The sequence below is a fragment of the Streptomyces mabaensis genome (assembly GCF_053763515.1).
In genome coordinates this window covers 47,554-69,082 of sequence record NZ_JBSOPZ010000037.1, presented here as the reverse complement: position 1 = coordinate 69,082, position 21,529 = coordinate 47,554, and the positions used below count along the sequence as shown (strand labels likewise).

15 protein-coding genes, 1 tRNA gene and 3 pseudogenes are annotated in these 21,529 nt (G+C 71.3%); 4 read left to right on the top strand and 15 right to left on the bottom strand.

The window, feature by feature from the left end:
- Positions 1–78 precede the first annotated feature (78 nt).
- Positions 79–161, top strand: a tRNA-OTHER gene (locus ACWV17_RS27795).
- A gap of 131 nt (positions 162–292) precedes the next feature.
- On the opposite strand, the gene ACWV17_RS27790 is transcribed toward ACWV17_RS27795, so the two are convergent.
- Entirely contained in the window at positions 293–1,159 is an 867-nt protein-coding gene (locus ACWV17_RS27790; protein ID WP_455361832.1) for an LLM class flavin-dependent oxidoreductase, read from the bottom strand.
- Between the two features lie 47 nt (positions 1,160–1,206).
- On the opposite strand from ACWV17_RS27790, the pseudogene ACWV17_RS27785 reads away from it, so the two are divergent.
- Positions 1,207–1,338: pseudogene (locus ACWV17_RS27785) on the top strand (transposase); the annotation flags it as partial.
- Positions 1,339–1,629: 291 nt separating this feature from the next.
- On the opposite strand, the gene ACWV17_RS27780 reads toward ACWV17_RS27785, so the two are convergent.
- From ACWV17_RS27780 to ACWV17_RS27750, 7 genes are all read right to left on the bottom strand, one after another.
- Positions 1,630–2,058: a pyridoxamine 5'-phosphate oxidase family protein gene (locus tag ACWV17_RS27780; RefSeq protein WP_455361831.1), complete on the bottom strand. Its 429-nt coding sequence runs from the start codon at positions 2,056–2,058 to the stop codon at positions 1,630–1,632.
- Positions 2,059–2,911: 853 nt separating this feature from the next.
- The gene (locus ACWV17_RS27775; RefSeq protein WP_455361830.1) at positions 2,912–5,605 is read right to left on the bottom strand and encodes a SpoIIE family protein phosphatase; all 2,694 of its coding nucleotides are present in this window, start codon (positions 5,603–5,605) and stop codon (positions 2,912–2,914) included.
- A gap of 288 nt (positions 5,606–5,893) precedes the next feature.
- Positions 5,894–6,133 (bottom strand): hypothetical protein, encoded by a 240-nt coding sequence (locus ACWV17_RS27770; RefSeq protein WP_455361829.1) that lies wholly within the window; start codon positions 6,131–6,133, stop codon positions 5,894–5,896.
- Positions 6,134–6,432: 299 nt separating this feature from the next.
- Complete coding sequence (locus ACWV17_RS27765) at positions 6,433–6,837, bottom strand: cupin (protein WP_455361828.1); 405 nt, start codon at positions 6,835–6,837, stop codon at positions 6,433–6,435.
- A gap of 91 nt (positions 6,838–6,928) precedes the next feature.
- The gene (locus tag ACWV17_RS27760; protein WP_455361827.1) at positions 6,929–7,201 is read right to left on the bottom strand and encodes a hypothetical protein; all 273 of its coding nucleotides are present in this window, start codon (positions 7,199–7,201) and stop codon (positions 6,929–6,931) included.
- A gap of 37 nt (positions 7,202–7,238) precedes the next feature.
- Positions 7,239–8,351: a serine hydrolase domain-containing protein gene (locus ACWV17_RS27755; RefSeq protein ID WP_455361845.1), complete on the bottom strand. Its 1,113-nt coding sequence runs from the start codon at positions 8,349–8,351 to the stop codon at positions 7,239–7,241.
- Between the two features lie 220 nt (positions 8,352–8,571).
- Positions 8,572–9,468, bottom strand: coding sequence for an alpha/beta hydrolase (locus tag ACWV17_RS27750; RefSeq protein ID WP_455361826.1), 897 nt, complete (start codon positions 9,466–9,468; stop codon positions 8,572–8,574).
- A 117-nt stretch (positions 9,469–9,585) separates the two neighbouring features.
- Here ACWV17_RS27750 and ACWV17_RS27745 point away from each other — a divergent pair, with 117 nt between their 5' ends.
- Complete coding sequence (locus tag ACWV17_RS27745) at positions 9,586–10,620, top strand: PucR family transcriptional regulator (RefSeq protein WP_455361825.1); 1,035 nt, start codon at positions 9,586–9,588, stop codon at positions 10,618–10,620.
- 104 nt (positions 10,621–10,724) lie between these two features.
- On the opposite strand, the pseudogene ACWV17_RS27740 reads toward ACWV17_RS27745, so the two are convergent.
- The 5 genes and pseudogenes from ACWV17_RS27740 to ACWV17_RS27720 all read right to left on the bottom strand — a co-directional run bounded on the left by ACWV17_RS27740 (position 10,725) and on the right by ACWV17_RS27720 (position 15,933).
- Positions 10,725–11,619, bottom strand: a pseudogene (locus ACWV17_RS27740) (transposase).
- A gap of 132 nt (positions 11,620–11,751) precedes the next feature.
- Positions 11,752–12,192 (bottom strand): ML domain-containing protein, encoded by a 441-nt coding sequence (locus tag ACWV17_RS27735; protein ID WP_455361824.1) that lies wholly within the window; start codon positions 12,190–12,192, stop codon positions 11,752–11,754.
- A 35-nt stretch (positions 12,193–12,227) separates the two neighbouring features.
- Positions 12,228–12,953, bottom strand: coding sequence for a hypothetical protein (locus ACWV17_RS27730; protein WP_455361823.1), 726 nt, complete (start codon positions 12,951–12,953; stop codon positions 12,228–12,230).
- Positions 12,954–13,210: 257 nt separating this feature from the next.
- Positions 13,211–15,037 (bottom strand): VanW family protein, encoded by a 1,827-nt coding sequence (locus tag ACWV17_RS27725; protein ID WP_455361822.1) that lies wholly within the window; start codon positions 15,035–15,037, stop codon positions 13,211–13,213.
- Positions 15,038–15,477: 440 nt separating this feature from the next.
- Complete coding sequence (locus ACWV17_RS27720; RefSeq protein WP_455361821.1) at positions 15,478–15,933, bottom strand: group II truncated hemoglobin; 456 nt, start codon at positions 15,931–15,933, stop codon at positions 15,478–15,480.
- Between the two features lie 512 nt (positions 15,934–16,445).
- Between ACWV17_RS27720 and ACWV17_RS27715 the strand changes: the two genes are divergently transcribed.
- Positions 16,446–19,223, top strand: a complete 2,778-nt coding sequence (locus ACWV17_RS27715; RefSeq protein ID WP_455361820.1) for a SpoIIE family protein phosphatase — start codon at positions 16,446–16,448, stop codon at positions 19,221–19,223.
- Here the strand turns inward: ACWV17_RS27715 and ACWV17_RS27710 are convergent.
- Both ACWV17_RS27710 and ACWV17_RS27705 read right to left on the bottom strand, forming a co-directional pair.
- Positions 19,213–20,717, bottom strand: a pseudogene (locus ACWV17_RS27710) (IS200/IS605 family accessory protein TnpB-related protein). The gene ACWV17_RS27715 and the pseudogene ACWV17_RS27710 overlap by 11 nt on opposite strands.
- On the bottom strand, positions 20,710–21,288 hold the full coding sequence (locus tag ACWV17_RS27705; protein WP_455361819.1) for an IS607 family transposase: 579 nt from the start codon (positions 21,286–21,288) through the stop codon (positions 20,710–20,712). The pseudogene ACWV17_RS27710 and the gene ACWV17_RS27705 overlap by 8 nt, the downstream one beginning before the upstream one ends.
- Positions 21,289–21,529: the final 241 nt, after the last annotated feature.

The window sequence follows — 21,529 nt, the reverse complement described above, 5'->3', positions numbered from 1 at the left end:
GTGCAGTAGCGGCCCGCTGAGGTCCGCGACCTTTGAAAGCGGGGGCAGCGCGAGTCGCCGGGGGGATACGCTTCGCCTGCCATACGTCGTCCAGTGGTCCAAGACACCGCACTCGGGTTCGCCCCGATGCGCAAACCCCGGTTCGAATCCGGGCGATGGCCACCCCGCTCTCAGTCCCTCGCCCGGGGGCGCCCGGGGACCGCCGGCGTCGCTGCAGACCGTGGCTGCGCGCCCTGGTAAGGCCACCCGATCCCTGTGGCGAGGAAGACAGTCACTCACGGACAGCAACGCACTACACGACCGGCGGGCCGTGCTCGATGCGGCGCAGCACCGGTGTGAGCCGGTCGAGAGCTTCGCTGGTCTGGATCTGCCGCTCGTCCCACCAGGTGGCTCCCGCCTCAGCCAACGGGCCGATCAGATCACGGGTCTTGGCGGTGTCGCCGCCCGGCGTGGCACCGCCGAGGACGATCTCGAAGGGAGTGCCGCAGTGGTCCTCGCGCTGCTTGCGCACGTATGCGACCAGGTCGCGGACCTGACCGACCGGCGGCACGTGGCCGTGCCTGGCGTCGGTGAACAGGGGGACCGCGCCGTCCCAGCGGGCGGCCCGGCGCATGGGCGGGCGGTTCGGCCAGAAGCCGGCGACCCAGACGGGCGGGCGGGGGCGTTGCACGGTGGCGGGCAGCAACGTCACCTCCCGTGCCTGGTAGTGCCGTCCGTCGTGGTTCACCGGCTCGCCCGACCAGTAACGCTGCAGCAGGTCCAGGCCCTCGTCGAGCCGTTCGGCCAGCACCTTCGGGTCCGTGGTGTCACCGAAACTCGCGTACTCGTCCTCGACGGGCCCGCCCAGCCCCGCGGCGAAGGTGACCCGGCCGCCGCTCACGGCATCCAGGGTCGCCACCTGGCGGGCGAGCTGCTGCGGGCGCCGCCGGGCGACCGGGGTGACCAGCGTGCCCAGCCGGATCCGGGAGGTCGCCAGCGCGGCGGCGGTCAGCAGCATCCAGGGGTCCCCGAAGGGCCTGCCCTGGTGCTTGCGATGCAGCACGTGATCCCAGACGAACAGCCCGTCCCACCCTGCCTGTTCCACCGCCACGGCCACCTTCGCCACGGTCCTGGGATCGGCGAAGTCACCGAAGTTCGGGATGTTGACCGAGAAACGCATCCCCGCATCCTGCTGCACGACACCGGCACCGGCAACCGCTTCGCGGCCTGCAAGTCCGTGTCCGCGCCGAGCAGCAGACGTCCGATGGGCAGGCCCGGTATGCGGTCCGCTGCGAAGTGGGGGGCACCGTCAACGAGTTCGCCCATGGACACGGCATGCGCCGCTGCCGCTACCGGGGCCAGCCGACAGCCCACCTGCAACACGTCTTCACGACCATCGCCGTGGATGTCGAGCGACTCAGCGGCCTGGCGTCAACCGGCGAAGCCCCCTCACCCAGACCGCCGACCGCCTTCCAGGACTTCCTTGAACCAGCATGGAATCCCCCGGCTCAAGTCCTGGCGGGCCGTCAGCGGCTGACCGCTGCCGCCGCCTCCGGCGCGGGCCGTCGAGCCTGGCGTCGGGCCGGCTCCCCCGATCCCCCGCTCCCCCCGGCGCCGGCGCGGACGGTGCCGGCCGCGGCGGCGGGGAGGTCAGGTGCGGCGCCAGGTGTCGCGGCCTGCCATGCCGAACTGCTTGAGGGCCAGCGCCCGTTCCGGGACGACGGCCACAAAGGCCGCGTCCGGGGAGTCCGGGCCGCCGGGCATGAAGTCGTCCAGGTCGTAGTCGAACAGACCGGTCCACAGGCGGCGCTTGGTGTCGAGGTCGGTGTGGACCGTCGCCGTCCCCCAGAGCATCACACCGTCGCCGCTCTCATCCACCTGCCAGTGCATCGCGACTGCCGGATTCACGGCGATGTGGCGTGCCTTCACGCTGCCCGCACTGGTGGAGAACCACAGGGTCTCGCCCTCCCAGGCCGGCTGGACCGGGACGACGTGGGGCTTGTTGCCGGCACCGACCGTGGCGAGATGAGCCCAGCGGGAAAGGCGGGCCGCCTCGGCCTTGACTTCGTCGAGCTCCACTGCACGTTCCTCCTCGATCACAGCCAGATACCGTGCGGCCGGGTGACGGACGGCGCCGCCGGCCTCCTCCCGGTCCGCGGCGCAACGCACACGCAGGCTTCGGGGCGCCCTCGGCACAGCGGACGCGAGCAGCATAGGGCGCCGTGCCCCCGCTGCGCCGTGCGCCGCGCCCTGGCCTCGCCCTGCGCCGCCCCCGGGGCTCGGCCCACGCGCCCGGGGCCTGCGCGCCGCTGGGCTTCCTGCGGAGTGCGCAGGGCCTTGTGCGGGGCCTGCGCGGACCGATGGCCACGACCGTTTCCGTCCTGGATTCCAGGGAACTGCCCTGACGCGAACTGCCCGGTCTCCTCGGGGCGCTCGGCTACGACCCGCTGAACGATCTGGCTCTGCCGGCCGGGATGTACGGGCCGGTCGCCGGCATGCTGCACGCCTACGCCCTGGCCGGGATGCGCCGCGCCAGGGGAGTTCGCCGCACTGCTGGGGCCGTGCAATGCACGCGATGACCGGCCACCTGGCGCCCGCATTCGCGCGCGGCATCGAGGCCGGCCGCTACGAAACGGAACGTCCGCGGCCTCGGCGAAACCAGCAGGCCGTGGGCCCGACCGGCCGGGTGAGCCGGGAACAGGGCGTGGCGGCGGACCTGCTCGCCCCGCTGCGGGCCCTGACCGACCGGCGCGTGGCGCTGGGGGCACGGCACGCAGGGGCTGTCCGGCCTCACCGGAAATGGCGCGCCCGCACGGGCCGGGCGCGGGGACCGGGCCGGGGCAGTGAGGCGCCCCCTCCCCGCCGCGCCCGGTGCCGCCGGCGCAGAGCACCGGGGGGGCCGCCGCCGGCATGCCCGGGTGGCTGGGTGCCGTCAGGGCTGGGTGGGTGCGTCGCCCGGGGGGTGCGGGGGGTCCGGCAGGGGCAGTTCGGCCCAGATGACCTTGCCTTCCGGGGTGTATCGCGTACCCCACCGGTGGCTGATCTGTGCCACCAGGAAAAGTCCGCGTCCTCCCTCGTCGGTGGCGGCGGCGTAGCGCAGGTGGGGTGCGGTGCTGCTGGCGTCGGACACCTCCAGGGTCAGGGTGCGGTCGCGCAGCAGCCGTACCGCCACCGGCGGTGAGCCGTGGCGGATGGCGTTGGTGATCAGTTCGCTCAGCACCAGTTCCGCGCCGAAGGCGAGCGGCGCCAGGTCCCATTCGTCGAGTTTGTGGACGACGACGGCGCGCATGGCGCCGACCGCGCTCGGCTCGAACGGCACCTGCCACTGCGCGACGTGATCGGCGCCCAGGGCCCGGGTCCGCGCGATGAGCAGGGCCACGTCATCGCGGGGGCGGGCCGGCAGCAGGACCTGAAGGATGGCGCGGCAGCTGTCCTCGGGAGACCGGTCGGGGTGGCTCAGCGCCTGGCGCAGCAGCGAAAGTCCCTCGTCGATGCCGCGGGTGCGGTCCTCGATCAGGCCGTCGGTGTAGAACACCAGCTGGCTGCCTTCGCTCAGCTGGATCTCCGCGGTCTCGAACGGCATGCCGCCCAGCCCCAGGGGTGGTCCGGCCGGGATGTCGGGGATGTCGACCGTGCCGTCGGGGCATACCACCATCGGCGGGAAGTGGCCGGCGCGGGAGAGGGTGCAGCGCTGGGAGACCGGGTCGTAGACGGCGTAGAGGCAGGTGGCGCCGAGCATGCCGTCGCCGGTGTGGTGGCTGTCGCCGTTCTGGTCGATGCGCTGGATGAGGTCGTCCAGGCGGGCCAGGAGTTCGTCGGGCGGCGGGTCGAGGGTGGAGAAGTTGTGGACCGCGGTGCGCAGCCGGCCCATGGTGGCGGCGGCGTGCAGGCCGTGGCCGACGACGTCGCCGACGACGAGCGCGACGCGGCTGCCCGGCAGGGGGATCACGTCGAACCAGTCGCCGCCCACCCCCAGCTGGGCGGGCTGGTAGTAGTGCGCAACGTCAACGGCGCTGTGCTGGGGCAGGGCGCGGGGCAGCAGGCTGCGCTGGAGGGTGACGGCCACGTTGTGCTCGCGGGTGTAGCGGCGGGCGTTGTCGATGCTGACCGCGGCGCGGGCGGCCAGTTCCTCGGCCAGGGACAGGTCGTCGTCGTCGAAGGGTTCCGGTTTTTGTGAGCGCCAGAAGTTGACCACGCCCAGGACGACGCCGCGGGCTTTGAGGGGAGCGGTGATCAGGGAGTGGATGCCGTAGTCGAGGATGCGCTGCGCGCGGGCCGGGTCCTGGGCGATCCAGCCCGGTGCATCGGCCAGGCCGGGCACCAGTTCGGCCCGGCCGCTGCCGAAGCCGCGGGCCTGGGGGGTGGAGGGCAGGAAGTCGATCAGTCTGCCGCGCGGGTAGAGGGGCTGGTCGTCGCGGATGCCGCTGACCGCGGTGCGGCGCATGTCGGTGCCGGCGGCGGCGGTGGTGGGCTCGTCGCCGGCCAGGACCGCATCCGCCAGATCGACGGTGACGAAGTCGGCGAACCGGGGGGCAGCGACATCGGCCAGTTCCTCGGCCGTGCGCACCACGTCCAAGGTGGTGCCGATGCCCACTCCGGCGTCGTAGAGCAGTTTCAGCCGTCTGCGGGCGGCTTCGGCCCGGCTGGTCAGGACGCGCATCTCGGTGGAGTCGCGGATGGTGACCACGGTCCCCTCGGGCTGGCCGTGGGGCCGGGTCGGCCGCTGGTTGACCACCAGCAGCCGGTCCCCGGCGGGGAGCACCTCGTCGGTGGCCACCCGGCCGGAGCGCAGCAGTTCCGCCCAGGGCCGGTCGAGGCCGGGCAGCTGCCGGACGGGCCGTCCCTCCGCGTCGGCCGGCAGCCCCAGCAGCCGTCTGGCCTCGTCGTTGGCGAGCAGCAGCCGGCCGTTGCCGCCGGTGATCAGCACGCCCTCACGGACGGCGTGCAGGACCGCGTCGTGGTGCTCGTACATGCGGGTCATCTCCACCGGCCCCAGCCCGCGGGTCTGCCGCCGCAGCCGGGTGGTGATCAGCGCGGTGCCGGCGGTGGCCAGCGCCAGGCCGGCCGCGCTGACCGCGAGGATGACCGGCAGCTGCCGGTCGACGACACCGGTGACGTTCTCCACCGTGAGACCGGCCGACACCAGCGCCACCACCCGGCCGGCGTCGTCGGTGACCGGGACGACGGCCTGGATCTCCTGGCCGAGCGGCCCCTTGACGCTCTCGGTGTGCACGGCGCCGGCCAGGGACTGCTCGATCGTGCCGACGAACCGTTTACCGATGCGGTCGGGCTGGGGGTGGGTGTAGCGGATGCCGCGGGTGTCCATCACCACGATGAAGTCCACCCCCGCCTCTTTACGGGTCTCCTCGGCCAGCGGCTGGAGGATCTTGGACGGGTCGGGGGTCTGGAGTGCCTCGCGCAGGCCCAGGGAGTGGGCGAAGGTCTGCGCGACGGCCACCGAGCGGGTGCGGGCCTCGCGTTCGACGTCGCTGCGCGACTGCAGGACCAGGGCCAGGACCGCACCGGCGGTGAGCAGCACCACGACCGCCACCTGGAGGACGAACACCTGTCCGGCGACGCTTCGCGGGCTCTTCCCGGTCAGTGACCGCACCAAGGCGCCCAGCACGAGTGGAAACGATCGACCACGCTGTCATTTGTAACACCGCCGTGCCCCCGGCCGCCGGACGCTGAACCCGCCCGGCGGAAGTGGCGCAGATCCCGGGGGCGGGCGGGGGCGGGTTGGGGGCGGCGTGGAGTGGCGGACGCCGGTGCGGTGCGGTGCCGGGAGGGTACGGCTATGACAAGCCGGGCGGGCGGGCGCAGCACGTTGCGGCGCCGCGCCGATGCGCTGCGCTGGGCTGGGCCGGTGCGCTGGGCGGTGGCGTGGTGGTGGCCGGCTGGGTGCTCCGCGGCGCTACGCCGACACCTTCCAGGTCAGCTCTCGCGCGAGGCTGGCGACCCACTCGGCGAACTCCGTACGCTGATGCACCTGGCCACCGCACAAGGCGCTGACCTGTGCATCGGTGAGCCGGTTGGGCCCCTGAACCCGCAGCAGAACGCTCATCTCCTGCAGCACGGAGGCCAGCCTGATGGCATCGGTGTGCGCGATCGTGTCGGGCCCGTGGCCGCCGCCCAGGGTCGTGGAACCAGGCATCACGCCCTCCTTTACGGCACCCCCCTTTTTACGGCAGCGTAGACCCGCCGCACGGGGAGCGCCCCCGGGCCAAAGCGCCGGTGCGGTGGCAGGCGGGATACGGATCAGCCGGCGCGGGGGCCGCGGACACGGCCTGGAACTAGGGGCATGACCCAGATACGCCAGAAACCCGCCAGGGGATAATCTTGGATCATTGAGTGCCCCCCGTCGGCTTCAGCCCGCTGCGGGTGGGCGCTGACGTGGACGGCGGCCTGTGCCGGGCGTGACTGTGGATGAGGACCGGGGTGTGAGGCTCCGGTCTAGGCTTCGGTCCACTTCTCCTCGTGGGTGCCGCGTGGCAGGGTGACGGCCATCATGTCGCTGGGGGCGTCCAGTGCGAGGCGGTGCCATCGCCCGCGCGGCACGATGGCCGCGGTTCCAGCCGCCAGCTTGATCTCCTCCTCCTCCTCCTCCTCATCTCCCGGCTGTTCCGGACGGAGGATGAGGCGTATTGCGCCGGTGAGGCAGGAGACGAATTCATCCGCGTCGGTGTGGATTTCCCAGTGGTCGCCGTGGACGTCGGCGTCGGTCTCCGCATGGGCGATCATCAGCAGCCAGCCGTCCCGCTCGAGCTCGGTGTCGGCTGTTGGCTGCTCGGTGTGCACCTGGCCGCCCGGGTGAAGGTGGACCAGGGATCCGAAAAGTTCGATCGGGGTGACAGTCATGCCCAGACGTCCTTCCTGAGGTGGTCTTGCATCGGGTGTGTTGTGGCATGGATGTGGTCGGCCCTGGCTGGCCGCGATCAGTGCGATCACCTCACTCGGCCAGGGCGCGGCGCAGGGCGGCGCCGAGTTCGGCGGTCTGCCGCTGTGGCACCTCGGCGGACAGGACTGCGTGAGACCGGTGGAACGCTGCCGGCCACTGGTGCAGCGTGACCGGCACGCCGGCCAGGAGCAGGCGCAGCGGGTCGAATTCCGCGATGCGATGCAGGCCGGACAGGTCGGCAGCCCGGGCCGGGGCGGCGTACGGCGAGGCAGGTGCGGGGCCCAGGCAGTGCCGGCGCACCGCGGCGACCTTGCCGCCGTTCATCCAGCGCCCTTGGGTCAGCGAGCGTGCGGCACTCCGGCTACGGGAGGACCGCCGTGACCTGCGGGGCGTTCTCGGCCTGGGCGTTTGCGTCACCGCACATCGCTTCCCGGTACAGCGTCTTCAGCGCGTCGTCGATGGGGTGGTGCTGCGGCTTCCCCGAGGAGTCCGGCTCGTTCCACCTCTGGAGGTTGACCGCGACGGACATCTGACGCCTGCCGTCGGCCCGGGTCAGGGACATTGTTCCGGCCCCCCAGACCGTGCCGTCGTGCCCCCAGAAGGTGCCGCAACCCGGGATGTCGACCTTGTGCAGCCCGAGGCCGTACTGGATCGTCGTTCCGTCCAGGGCGATGACCGGGATCGTGCGCTGCATCTCCGCCAGCGATCTCCTGTTGACGATCTTGCCGTCGAGCAGCTTGGCGTAGAAACGGCTGAGATCGTCCATGGTCGACACCAGAGCGGCCCCCGTCCCCGTCCAGGACATGTTGTAGACGCTGTAGTCACGCGGCGGGTCGACAAGGCCGAACAGGGCCTCGTACATCCGCGAGTGCGGCCCCTTGATGCGCGGCCCGGCCGGAAACTCGGTGTGCAGGAGTCCGGCACGCTGGATGACGTTTTGGGTGATGTACTCCTCGGCCGGGGTACCGGTCACCTCTTGCAGCAGCTTGCCCAGGAGCAGCCAATTGGTGTTGGAGTACACCCCCGTGGGGCCGCCGGGCTCACCGGTGGGCGGCGCGCCCAGCCCCAACTCGATCAGCTCGGCCGGGCGGAACTGCCTGAACCGGTTGTCGTCCAGGCTCTGGGGCGAGGGCGTCTGGAGGGACGGGAACGCGTAGGGGATGTAGTCGGGGATGCCGCTGCTGTTGTTGAGCAGCATCCGAACCGTGATCTTCCTGCCACGCTCTCCCGGCACCAGCTGGGGCAGGTAGTCGCCGATCGGCGCGTCGAGCCGGATCCGGCCCTGCTCGACCTGCTGCATGACGGCGGCGGCGGTGAAGGTCTTGGTGATGCTGCCGACGCGATGGCGCATGTCGGGCCTGACGGGGCGGCCGGTGATGACATCGGCGACCCCAAAGGCGCCGCGCCATGTCCGGTCGCCATCGCTCACCTCGCCGTACACCCCCGGAATCCCCGCGCGGTGCACACCGTCCATGGCGGACTTCAGCTCCACGGGATCGAAGCCGGCCGACGGGCTCGCGCCGGCGGGCACGGTCGTGGTCCCGCCCGTGGCGGGAGCCGCCGTCACGGTGCCCGCACAAGCCGTCAGTGCGGCCACGCTCGCGCACATCATCAGTCGGATCTTCAAGGCATGAGTCCTTTCACGGTCGATGAGTGCAACGGGGACCTTCCCCGGGCCTTGCGGTATCCACGGCTCATTCGGCCAGAGCGCGGCGCAGGGCCGCGGCGAGGTCGGCGCTCTGCCGCTGCGACACGGCGGCGGACAGGATCGCCTGCGACCCGTGGAAGGTGCCGGGGTACTGGTGCAGTTCGACCGGTACCCCGGCCTGCAGCAGACGCAGCGCGTAGGCGATGTCCTCGTCGCGGTTCGGGTCGAACTCCGCGGTGGCGATGTAGGCGGGGGGCAGGCCGGAGAGGTCGGCGGCCCGGGCCGGGGCGGCGTACGGTGTGGCGGGCCGGGAGCCCAGGTAGTGCCGCCACGATGCGGTGATCTTGTCGCGGTCGAGCCAAGGCGTGTCGGTGAAGTGCCGTTGCGACCACGTCTCCTGGCGGTCGTCGAGGCCGGGCTCGTTGAGGAGCTGCAAGCGGATCGGCGGTCCCTGCTGGTCACGCGCCCGCAAGGCCACGGCGGCCGCGATCGCCCCGCCGGCGCTGTGTCCTGCGACCGCGATCCGGTCGGGGTCGATGCCGAGGTCGGCCGCGTGCTCGGCCGTCCAGGTCAGGACGGCGTAGGCGTCGTCCAGGGCGGCCGGGAAGCGGTGCTCGGGAGCCCGCCGGTAGTCGACCGAGATCACCACCGCACCGGAGCTGTCGGCAATCCGGGTGGCCCAGGGGTGCTCGGTGTCCAGGTCACCCATGATGAGGCCGCCGCCGCGGAGCCAGACGACGGCGCCCTGTGCCCGGTGCGGGCGGTAGATCCGCACCGGCACGGCAGGGTCGGCGGGCACCGTCCGGTCCTCGATCTCCATGTCCGCGAGGTCCGGTGCCGGCCGCGAGGCGGCCAGCTCGGCGAAGATCTTGCGCGCGGCGACCGGGTCGGCCCAGTCGGGCTTGGGAAGGAACGGGATGAATGCTTCGAGTTCGGGATCCACGACGACCATCCTCACGGCCGCCGCCCGGGGGGTCACCCGCCAACTGTCGCGCATCGGAGGCCGATTACGCACCGCTCGGCGTGCCCGGACCTCCTGCCGTCCTTCTATCCTTCCGGCATGGAGGCACTGGCCGTACGGCTGTCGGGACTGGATGCGTACGTCGACGGGGCGATCCGAATCGTCGCGTTCTACGACACGCTGATGCGCCGTCGGGTCGATCCCCCCGCGCTCGCCCGGGCCTCGGCGGGCCTGGCCGAGTGCGTGGCCGGGATCCGGCTCCACGGTACGGGGCGGGCGATCCGCATCTCGCCCGAGGGCCAGGAGGTGTCCGCCCCGCCTGCATCCGCGTCCACTACCGTGCCAGTCACCCTCGACGAGGAGGAGATCGGCATGGTGTGGCTGGAACGGCCCGGCCCGCCCAATCCGCTCGACGAAGTACTGCTGGACCGGCTCGCCATCGCCGCCGCGGGGGTCGCCGAGCGGTACGGTCCGGCCCGCACCACCATGGCCGACCCCGCCCTCGTCGAGCTGGTGATCAGCCCCGACAGCGACGAGGCGGCCCGCGCCCGCGCGCTACGGCTGCTGGGTTTCGCCGCCGGCCTGCCGGTCGGTGTCCTCGTCGTCCGGACGCCACTTCCGCTGGACCAGGTCGCCGCACTGGTCTGCCCGGCCCGCCCGGTCAGAGCGGCACCGCTCACCGGCATGGGCGTCATCCTGGCCGCCACCGTGGACCTGGCCCGCTTCCCGGACGGCGTACGCGCGGGCATCGGCGCCGCCGATAGTCCCGACCGATCCTGGCAGCAAGCCCGCACCGCCCTCCGCTTCACCACCCCACGCGAACCTGTCGTCCACTACGACGGCCTGGGGGCGTTGGCGCTACTCGCCCAGGTACCTCAGGACGCCGCACGCGACAACGTCGACGTGGCCGCGATCGCCCGCATCGCCGGCAACCCAGAAAATCTGCAGACTCTGCAGGCCTACTGTGACACCGGCTCCCTGCGCCGGGCCGCCGACCTCCTGCACCTGCACCACAGCAGCGTCGCCCGCCGGCTCGAACAGATCGGAAAGAGCCTGGGCATCGACCTCACCGAACCCACCGGACTGATACGGGCCAGGCTCGCCCTCACCGCATGGCGGCTACTCAGCGACTGAGGAAGATTCGCCTCGCCACTGAGACAAGGACTCAGCAGGACTCAGGGGAACTCACGAGATGTCACACAAGTCGCGGGTAGTCACCCGCCCGACAGAGCTTGTTCTTATGGTCCGGACTGGTCGCGTTCGGTGATGGTCTCGGGGCGTCTGACGGTTTTGCCCACGTCGTAGCGGGTGGCGGGCCGCTGGTTCTTCGAGCCCAGGGGCCTGCCGGGGCCGGGCCGGTTCGGTTTCGGTGCACGGGCCGGGCAGGGCAAGTGACCGCGGAGGTTCCGAAACCCGCGCCGGACGCGGGCCGGGGTGAGTCGGCCGGGCTGGGCTGGTCGTTCCCACGGGCGGCGGAGGTCCTCGGCCAGTGGGCGGGCGAGCCTGAGTTGGGTGTGGGAGGTGATGATCAGCCACGTCCAGCGGTCCGCGGCCTCGGGGGTGCGGGTCTTCGGGCGGGTCCAGCCGAGGGTCTGCTTGATCATCCGGAAGGTGTGCTCCAGATCAAAGCGTCTGCGGAACGCCTGCCAGCGCAGATCGACGTCCTCTCCGCTCATGCCGGTCCGGGAGGTCCACAGCCAGAGGGGCAGCGGGTCGCCGCCACCGGGCAGGTGGTCAACTTCCAGGCGGATCAGGGTGCCCTCGATGATGGGGAGTTCGCTGTCGTGGTCGATCCAGGCGGAGCGGGTGGTGAGGCGGGGGTGGATGCGGTCCCAGGTCATTGTCTGGGCGATGCCGTACCGGTCGGTGACCTGGGTGGTTGTCGCGTCCGGCTCGCCCCAGGTCGATGCGGCCGCGGTTCAAGGCGTCGTAGAGGGCGCCGTGTCCGCGGCGGTGTTCCGCCAGCAGGGTCAGGTCCACCGGCGTCCGCACCGGCCCGTCCGCACACAGCAGGGCGTCGGTCAGCTCGAACAGTTCGTCACGCCGGGCGTTCAGACACGCATAGAAGTCGTCCCGGAAGTGTGACGCCACAGAGAACGCATCCCGCTGGACATCGTCATGCGGCAGACTCATTCGCCCACGGCCTTCGTGCTGGTCAGGTGCTTCTTTGGTCGGAGCACAGGATCAGGCGAAGGCCGTGTTCACGTCCCCGGAATCCCCATACGGGCGATCACGTTCGTGGCCAGACCAGAAAGAACAAGCTGATCAATACGAAAGCATGTCGAGCTGGCAGCCAATGGTGGCGATATCGGCGTCGTCGGCGTTCCAGAACTCTGCCGAGACGTCAAAGCGGGCCCTGGGCATCTCCTTCGGCAGGGCGAACGTGTAAGTCAGGGTGAATTCCCCAGCGGGGATGGTCGAATCCTTCTGCTGGTCCACGGTCATGTTCACAGCGGCCTGTCCCACGGTGGTCGAGCTGGCACGCAACTCCGCGAACAGGTCGAACTGCTTGCGCAGGAGCTTGATCAGGCCAAGCTTGACCGTGACGTCGATGTACGCGCCGTCGGTGATGTCCGCGCTGGTCGTTCCGGTGATCGTGATTTGAAGGTCCTTGCCAGGCGCCGGGGTCGTGGGCGTGGCGGTCATGCTGTCGATGGTGAGCAGGTCTTCGCCGTCACCGGCATCACGCAAGGTGATCGATGTCATACGGAGAGTCTATGGCATGGCCAGCTGGCAATGGATCAAAAGCAGGTCGCACCCCCTTCTGCGACTTGCATGGTGCGAAGATTCGCGCTCAAGGTGCCCCGCCTCGCGAAACTGCTGCGGGTGCCGACCCCGGCCGAGCCGTGGACCGGGGCAGCCCTTGCGGCCCGGCACTCCGCCCTCCGGCTCCGGTCGACCCGGACACCCCAGGCGCCGACATCCGCGTCGGTACGCACGCTGCTCGACACCGGCCAGGAACTCGACTGCCAGCTCGACGCGCTCAGCAAGCACGGCATCCCCCGGGAGAAGATCTTCAGCGAGAAGATCAGCACCCGTATCCGGTCCGCCCGCAGTTCGCGGCCGCGCTCGCCGTGGCCCGCGAGATCAAGGCCCATGCCCCGCATTGCCGGGTCATCTTCACCGTCTATGAGATGAAGCGGCTCGGCCGCGACGCGGCCGAACTCACCGCGCTCGCCGACCACCTGACCGCCCACGGCCTGGTCCTGGACATGCTCGCCGGCCCCCTGCAGGGTATGTACGACCAAAGTGGCCCCGGCCGGCTGCTGTTCGCGTATCTTCGCGGTGATGGCGCAGACCGGGCGGGAGAACATCCGCGAGTCGACGCCGGAAGGGCTCGACACCGCGGCCCGCAAGGGCAGACACGGCGGCCGGCCACCGGTCATCACCGACGACGTGCTGCACACCGTGCTGCGGCGCCGTGCGGGCGGCGAGTTTGTCGAGCAGATCCAGCCCGGCCTGATCATCCCCACCGGCAAGCAAGGGCCAGAGCCCCGGCGTCGCCGGCATCCATCGGGCCCTCGCCGAGCACGGGAAGGCCCAGGCGTACCCCGAGGCCGTCGAGGCGGCGCACGCCGACTTCGAGGTCCTGCAGTCCACCGCCGACGTCCCGCGCCCCCGCGCGACCCGGACCCTCACGCCGGACGGGCGGATCGTAACGAGCTGTCCAGACTCCAAGATCATCCCGTGGCGGGTTTCTGGCGCATCCGGGTCATGCCCCCGACTAGGGGCTCGGTGCCGTTCCGCGCGGGGCCGCCGGCCGGTCCGCTGCCGGCGCGGGTGCCGCCGCCGGCGCCGCGGGGGTGGGGGTGGGGGTGGGTGCGGTGGGGGGGTGCGGGGTGCACGTGACCTTGTCGCGGGGCGTGTAGTGGGTCTTGAAGTCTTCCCGCCCGACTTCCCGGCCGTCCTGCATGAACAGGCGGCCGACCAAGACGTCGAATCCTTCGAGGGGGGTCTGGACCTCGCACGCGGGGCCGCTGCCGGTGCGGGTGCCGGGCTGCTTGATGTGGGTGCGCGGCCCCTGGGTGGCGCGTATCTCGTCGTACTTCTTCGTGCCGAGGAAGGTGACGGTCACCGAGGTGCCGGTGGATTCGGCCCGGATGTAGAGGGCGTGGTCCAAGGTGTTGGCCCAGCGCAGGTCGAGCGTGCCCCAGGCGACGGTGGCCTCGCGGCCTTCGGGGTAGCGCTCGATGTAGAAGGAGTGCGCGCCGTACTCCACGGGCTTGACGCCCGCGAAGAACATGGCGTTGAACATGGTGGTGGCGACCGCCGAGACGCCGCCGCCGGGCGACTTCACATACTGGCCGTCGTTGATCATGATGCCGTCGACGAAGCCGTTGTCCTTGGTCCGCTCGCCGACCGTGCGGTTGAAGCTCCACTGCGCTCCCGGACGGACGAGGGAGCCGTTGATGAGTTCGACGGCGCGGGCGATGTTGGTGCTGCGGTAGGGGGCGGGCGGGAAGGAGACGGTGAAGGAGGAGACCTTCTCCTTGATGCCGAGCCGCTGCGCGGATGCGCCGGTGAGCTGCGGCTGGACCGCCACGGTGGCCAGCTTGCCGGTGCGGGCCGCCTCGCCGGAGCCGGTCAGCAGGGGCCAGACGGCCTGCTTGAGGGTGGCGGCGGTGACCTGCTGCCCCGCGCGGCCCTCCTGCGCCACTGCCACCCGGTCGCCGTCGAGCCGCAGGACGGCGTCGCGGGGGCCCGGGACGGCCTGCCGGACCGGGCCGGCCACGGCCGGGTCGGCGAGCAGGCCCGGTGCGTCCAGAACCGGCACCAGGCGGTGGGCCCGGTCGGGCTTCATCGCCAGGTGCCGGCCCAGGACGGCAGGGGGAAGGGATATGCGGGTGCCGGAGAGGTTCAGGGTCAGGGGGCCGGACATCGCGGGCTGGGCGAAGTCCCGCAAAGCCTGTTCGGTGGCGGGCCGGCCGATCCGCGGCGGTGTCTTCTTCACCGGCATCACCACGGGGCGGGCATCGGGAGTGCGCAGGTAGGCCTCGCGCAAGGTATCCAGGGCCTGCTCGGGGTTCAGGGTGAGGCCGCCGACCGCAGGCACGGCCCGGGCTTTGCCGCCGGCGAAGGAGATCGCCCCGTCGCGAGCCTGCCGCTCGGCGGCCGCAGCGATACGGGCGGCCTCGGCCCGGCCCCTGGGTGCGTCCATGCGGATCACCGGCTCGACGTCCCGGCCGTCGGAGGTGAACAGCCGGCCGATCCCGGTGAGCGGACCGGATGCGGTGCCGGCGGCCCGGCGGGCGGTCGCGGCGGTGTCCAGGGACAGCCCGAGCGTGCGGGGATCGACCCGCTCGGTGCGCTCGGCGATCCGCATCGTCAGCGGCGCCGCGAAGGCCGGGCCGAGCTTTTCGTCAAGGACCCGCTGGGCCCGCGCGGCGGGCATCCCGCCGATGTCGACCCCGCGCACCGTGGTGCCCTCGGCGATGTCGTCGCCGGCCGCCAAAGCCGTGGTGCACAGGCCGCCGAGCGCCAGTACGACAGCCCCGCCCGCCAGGGGCAGAGCAATCCGCCAGGTAGCGGTCCTGCTGAGTGCGCGTTCCATGTCAGTCCTGTCTCTCCCGGTGGCGCCGGCAGGCCGAAAGGCGCATGGGGCCGCCAGAACAGCCAGGTGTACGGGGAATCACCCAAAATAGTGCACCGCGGGTGAAATGCGGTGGGGATGTAATTGTTGTCACCCGGCAGGCCAGCCACTCGAGGTGGTGAGGTCTTTTCACGGGCCGTGCTCATCCGCGGCTGGACCACCGGCTCGCGGGCCGTTGCCGCTGGGGCGGCAAAACGGCGGCCCGCACCGGTGCGGGGCGGCGGGTCAGGGCCCCGCGCTGCTCGCTGCGGGCGCGCCCAAGCCTTCCCTGCCGTCCCTTTTCCCCTCCCCCATGCTTGCCGCCGTGGCCTGCCGTCCCGGGGAGCCGCCAGCGGGCGGGGAGATGACCGCCGTCGCCAGACGCCGGGGGCTTGCCGCCCCGGGGGAAGGGCGGCTGGCTGTCAGAGCAGTCCGTTCCAGGTCCACCGGGGAGTCGGTCCCGGGTCGCCGAGGTCCGTCCCCGCCGGGGCGGCGGAGACCTCGCGGGCGATCCGCGTGCCCCAGTCGAAGTACTCGATGATGCGGCGGCGCAGCAGTGCGTCGTCCGGGAGCTCCTTCTCGACGGCGGCGGTCATGAGTTCCATCCAGCGCAGGCGCTGTTCCTCGGTGATGGAAAGGCCGAGGTGGGAGCGCAGCAGGGCCTGGTGGCCGCCGAGTTCGTCGGTGAAGCGGGTGGGGCCGCCGAAGACTTCGTCGAGCCAGACGGCGACGTGCTCGATGTGGGTGCGGCTGAAGCCGGCGAAGACGGGGGCGAGTACGGGATCGGCCAGGACGCTGTCGTAGAAGGTGTTGCTCAGCCGGCGCAGGGCGTCAATGCCGCCAGCGGCCTCGGCCAGGGTTGCGTGGCGCTCGCTCATGTCGCTCCTGCCGTGGGGGACGTCACGGTCCTGTTGCCCGTCGTGCCTCGATCTCTTCAGTCCCTTCAATATCGCCGATCCGGGGGCCGATCGCGGCGCAGTTGCCGAAACCAGGCGGCTGACGCCGTGGCACGCCCCCGAGACGGACATCGGCGTGCTGCCGTGGCGGTGGTGGGCGGGAGCCGTTCATGGCGCCCAGACCGGCTGCTCGATGCTGAATGTCGCCGCCCGGCAGGAGCAGGCGAAGGCCCGCAACACTCCAGCCGGCCCCGACGAGGACCCCACCCGGTGCCGCCGCTTTCGAAATCTCGCCCGTTCCCCGGGGGCCGCCGCCCGGGACAGGCGGCCCCCGGCCGGCCGGGGGGCCGGTGACAGGCGTGGCGGGCCTGGCCACATGTGCTGCGTTGGTGCTCGGTGCCTGCCGGGATCATGCTGGTCAGTAGAGCTCTGGCCGTGCAGGTTCCCGTAGGGGCAGCGGGGACAAGGAACTAGCGAGGGCGAGATGAGCGGCGATGGAGCAACTTCCCACCCCTCCTGGTGAGCGGCCGGACCAGGCAGAGCGGCTGACCCCGGCAGATGGGCAGCCGCAGGCAGCGGGCGGTTTTGTTCCGGCCTACACGGCCACGGTCACCCTCGATGAGCAGGGCATCGTGACGGGATGGAGCGAGGGGGCGCGGCAGCTCCTCGGCTACACGGCCTCGGAAGTGGTGGGGCGGTCCGGCACGTCTCTGCTCGCCGAGGACGCCGGCGACAGTACGCGGCGGCCGCCGGACGGAGGGGAACGGTGGAGCGGCAGCCTGGCGCTGCGGCACCGCGACGGCCACCGGCTCCAGCCTGCACTGCTCGCCCACCGCCGCCACACGGACAGCGGGAAGACCGAATGGCTCGTCGTCTCCGCCGTGCCAGGCCGGCTGGCCACCCCGGACAGCGAGGCGGCCACCGCCCAAAACCCACCGGGCATCCCCGAGAGCGAGCCGGGCAGGCCTGGGAGCGGTACGGGCGTGCGCGGAGGTGAGCCAGGCGTGGCCGGGGGTGAGGCGGCCACTCCCGGGAGCGAGCCGGGCAGGTCTGGGAGTAAGCCAGGCACCACCGGGGGCGAGGCGGGCGGGCGCGGAAGTAAGCCGGCCACCATCGGCAGTGAGCCGGGGCTGCGCGGGGGTGAGCCGGCCGCCGCTGGCCCGGGCGCGCGCGGGGGTGAGGGGGGTGTGCCGGGGGGTGAGGGTGAGGCGTTGCGGGAGTGGGCGTTCACCCAGTCGCCCTGCATTCTGGCGATCTTCGATGCGGATCTGCGGCTGGTACGGGCGAACGCCGGCATGGAGCGGGCGCTGTCCCTCACCGAGGCCCAGATGCGCGGGCTGCGGCTGCCGGAGATCGCGCCGTATCCCGGCAGCGAGGAGGCCGAGCGCCGGATGCGGCGAGCCTTCGACAGCGGTGAGCCGCAGGACATGGAGGCCTACATCCGTCCCACCGGGGTCAGCCCCGAACGCGGCTGGTCGACCTCGCTGGCCCCGCTGAAGGACCCCGGCGGCCGGGTGCGGGCGGTGTGCCTGGCCGCCCATCGCCGGGGCGAGGAGCACCTGGCCCGGCAGCGGATGCTGCTGCTGGGCGACGCCGGCGCCCGGATCGGCACCACCTTGGACATCACCCGTACCGCGCAGGAACTGGCCGACGTCGCCGTCCCCCAGCTCGCCGACTTCACCGCCGTCGACCTGCTCGAGACACCCCCGCACGGCGACGAGACGCCCCCCGCCGCCCCCGGGCCGGGGCCGGCTGCGGGGCCGGTGACCATGTGCCGTACCGCAGTGCGCTCGGTCCTCGAAGGCAGCGTGGAATCCCCGGTCGCGGTCGGCGAGCAGACCGTCTACCCGGCACTGTCCCCGCCGGCGGAAGCCCTGGCCGCCGGCCGCGGCGCACTGTATGCGATGACCGACTCCGCCATCGCCCGATGGGCGGCCAAGGACCCCACCGCCGCCTGGATCCGCGAATACGGCACCCACTCGGTGATGGTGGTGCCCATACAGGCCCGCGGCCTCACCCTGGGCGTGGCCCTCTTCAGCCGCCACCAGCGCCGCGAACCCTTCGAAGCGGACGACCTGCTGCTGGCCGAGGAACTCACCGCCCGCGCGGCCGTCAGCATCCACAACGCCCGCCGCTACACCCGCGCCCGCACCACCACCATGGCCCTGCAGCGCAGCCTGCTCCCCCAGACCCTGCCCCAGCAGTCCGCCCTGGAAATCGCCTCCCGCTACCTGCCCGCCGGCACCCGGGCCGGCGTCGGCGGCGACTGGTTCGATGTGATCCCCCTGTCCGGCGCACGAGTCGCACTGGTCGTCGGCGACGTCGTCGGCCACGGCATCCGCGCCTCCGCCACCATGGGCCGGCTCCGCACCGCGGTCCGCACCCTGGCCGACGTCGACCTGCCCCCCGACGAACTCCTCACCCGCCTGGACGACCTGATCATCCACCTGTCCGCCGACGAGGGCAGCACCGACCCCGCCGAGGAGACCGCCGGCGGCATCGGCACCACCTGCTTGTACGCGGTCTACGACCCCGTCTCACGCCGCTGCACCCTGGCCCGCGCCGGTCACCCCCCACCCGCCGTCGTCACCCCCGACGGCGCGGTCTACTTCCTCGACGTCCCCGCCGGCCCGCCCCTGGGCCTGGGCGGCCTGCCCTTCGAAACCATCGAAACCGAACTACCCGAAGGCAGCCTCCTGGCCCTCTACACCGACGGCCTCCTCGAAGCCCGAGACCACGACATCGACGAGGCCCTGGACAAAATGTTCGCCGCCCTGGCCCGCCCCGCCCCCACCCTCGACACCGTCTGCGACCGGGTCCTGACCGCCCTGCTCACCCACCGCCCCGACGACGACATCGCCCTCCTCATCGCCCGCACCCGCGCCCTGCACGCCGACAAAGTCGCCGCCTGGGAACTACCCTCCGACCCCGCCATCGTCGCCCGCGCCCGCCAGCACGCCACCGACCAGCTCACCACCTGGGGACTGACCGACGCCACATTCATCACCGAACTGATCGTCAGCGAACTGGTCACCAACGCCATCCGCTACGGCCACCCCCCCATCCACCTCCGCCTCATCCACGAAAACACCACCCTGATCTGCGAAGTATTCGACTCCAGCAGCACCGCCCCCCACCTCCGCCGAGCCCGCACCTACGACGAAGGAGGCCGCGGCCTGCTCCTGGTCGCCCAACTCGCCACCCGCTGGGGCACCCGCCACGCCCCCATCGGCAAAACCATCTGGGCCGAACAAACCGTTCCTAATCAGTGATCAGGAGTGGGTCTTGGACCCACAGCCTGGCACTGCGCGCATCCCGAACGGTTTTGGATGCGCTGGTCGCCCGCGTTCTCTGTTCAGTCCCCGTCCGGCGGCGGGTTTCCTCACGTCCTCGCGTACCAGGTTCGGCCTGGACGGTCCGATGCCGCGACGATCGCTCTGGTCGTAGCGGGGCGGTGCCGTCCTCCCCCAGCCTTCGGCCGGGGGTGCCCCCAGCCGGATCGGGTGCCCGAGGGCGCGTCGTCCGATCGCGATGCTCGCGGCATCGTGACGGGACAGCTTTCGGCGCGGGGTGGCCAGCGGCTTGCGCCAGTGCTGGTCTCCCCACACCGAGGTGTAGGCCGAGTCCACAGCCACGATCGACAGGCCCATCTCGACGGCCATCGACACCAACCGGGCCTTGAGCTTTCCGGTCGGGATACCGGAGATGAGCTGCCGGAACTGCTTGCGCCGTCCGTGCTTATCGCGGGTCTTCTCCGCAGTGAAGTCCAGATCCTCAATCGCGATGGCGGCGACACCGACGCGCTTCGCCCAGTGCAGCAGGCGGGTGATGGCGTGCCGGATCTGCGCGTCCCGATGCTGGGCGTTGCCGGACAGGTCGTAGGGGAACTGATTTGGTTCGCCGGCCGGGTTGCCGTGTGCATCGAGACGGTAGGCGGCGAAGTGGTCGGCGTTGGTGTCCACGCCGACCACGCCGTGGGCCCGTGCGGTAGTCAGTGGGATGGTCTTGACCACCGGACGCTGCCAGGACGCGGTGAGGTACCAGCGCCCACGGGCAATGTCGCAGTGGACGCGGTAGGCCACGGCCCGGTTCACGCTGATGCGGTCGGACCACTCCTGGCCCCGGTGCGCGAACGCGACGCGGGAGGTAAGGAAGTACCGGCCATGCTTCGTGTTCGCCAGGTGCGCCAGCGGCGAGGGCAGCTTGATACTGATCTCGCCGTCCGGGGTGACACGGATCGTCTCATTCCCGTACCGCTTCCCCGACTCGCCGTCAGCGGCGAGGAACCAGCGTTCGGCCTCCCAGCGCTTGCGCCACTGCTCCTCGGTGAGCTGCGCGGCTTGGAGATTGTGCCGGGTGTTGAGCAGGCGTCGGCCGCCGCGAACGACGTGGACGCGCCCGGCCTCACGGTCGGTGCGGGCTACGTCGAGCCGGTGTTCCAGCGTGTGCAGGCGACGGGATTTGTGAAACCACTCTTCCTTGGAGCGGTATCCGCCTGGTGCCCGCTTGGTGCCCTTCTCCCCGATCGGCTGGGACAGCCGGTGCATCAGCGTACGGACGCCGGCCTCAAGGTTGTGAATATGCGCGAGCTGGCAGCGACGCGACAACGCCCACTGGTCATGCGTGGCCTTGGTGATGCTGCCAGCCCACCGTGAGGAGGACTCGGCGGTCAGGCCCTTGAGCCGATCGCGTATCGCCACACCGGACGGACCCAACGCGACGAACGACGGAGCTATCTCACGGAGCTTCTTCTTCGGCTCAGTCACCAGCAGCCGCCGCTTCCAACGCCTTCTTGGCGCGGTTCTTCGCCGAGCCGCGGCCGTACAGGCGGGCGCACAATGAGGTCAGGACCTCAACCATGTCCCGCACGAGGTCGTCCTCGACTTCACCGTCATCAAGGACGACGAGGAGACGACCAGCAGCTCCGAGAGCGGCCTCAACGAGTTCGGTGTTCATCAGGCCGAGACGGTCCCGGTGCTCAACCACCACGGTGGTCACCTTCGGATCGGCGAGCAGCCGACGCGCCTTCGTGCGGCCCACGTTCATGCCAGAGGCGATCTCCGACTCGACCCGGACCACGGTGTGTCCGGCCTTGGCGGCCCACTGAGACAGCCGGGCGACCTGACGCTCAAGATCCTGTTTCTGGTCATGCGAGGAGACGCGGGCATACAGACCCACACCACCCGTGATGGACAGTGAGGTGTTCGCGTCGATGTTGACCAGAATCGTGCGCGGCCCTACCCGCTCCGCAGTGACCGGCAACGTGCCCTCACGGAACCAGCGGTACGCCGTGCGGGGAGCAATGCCCTGCGCTCGCGCCCATTCCGTCAGGTTCACAAGACGAGAACATTCGCTACTCATGACCTGTAATGGACACTCATGGACACTCAACTGCACAGCAGTTCACCCCCACCTGACCCACCCCCCCCCACTTGTTGCCCGACACGAGGGGGCGAGGCACCCGTACCCCGGGCACGGGTGCTGCCCAGCTTTGAACATGCCGGGGCGGTCGCCGGCAAGGTGTCGTTCTCTCCGGCACGGTGCCGGCCGGGTGGGGCTCCTTGAAGATCCCCAGCCA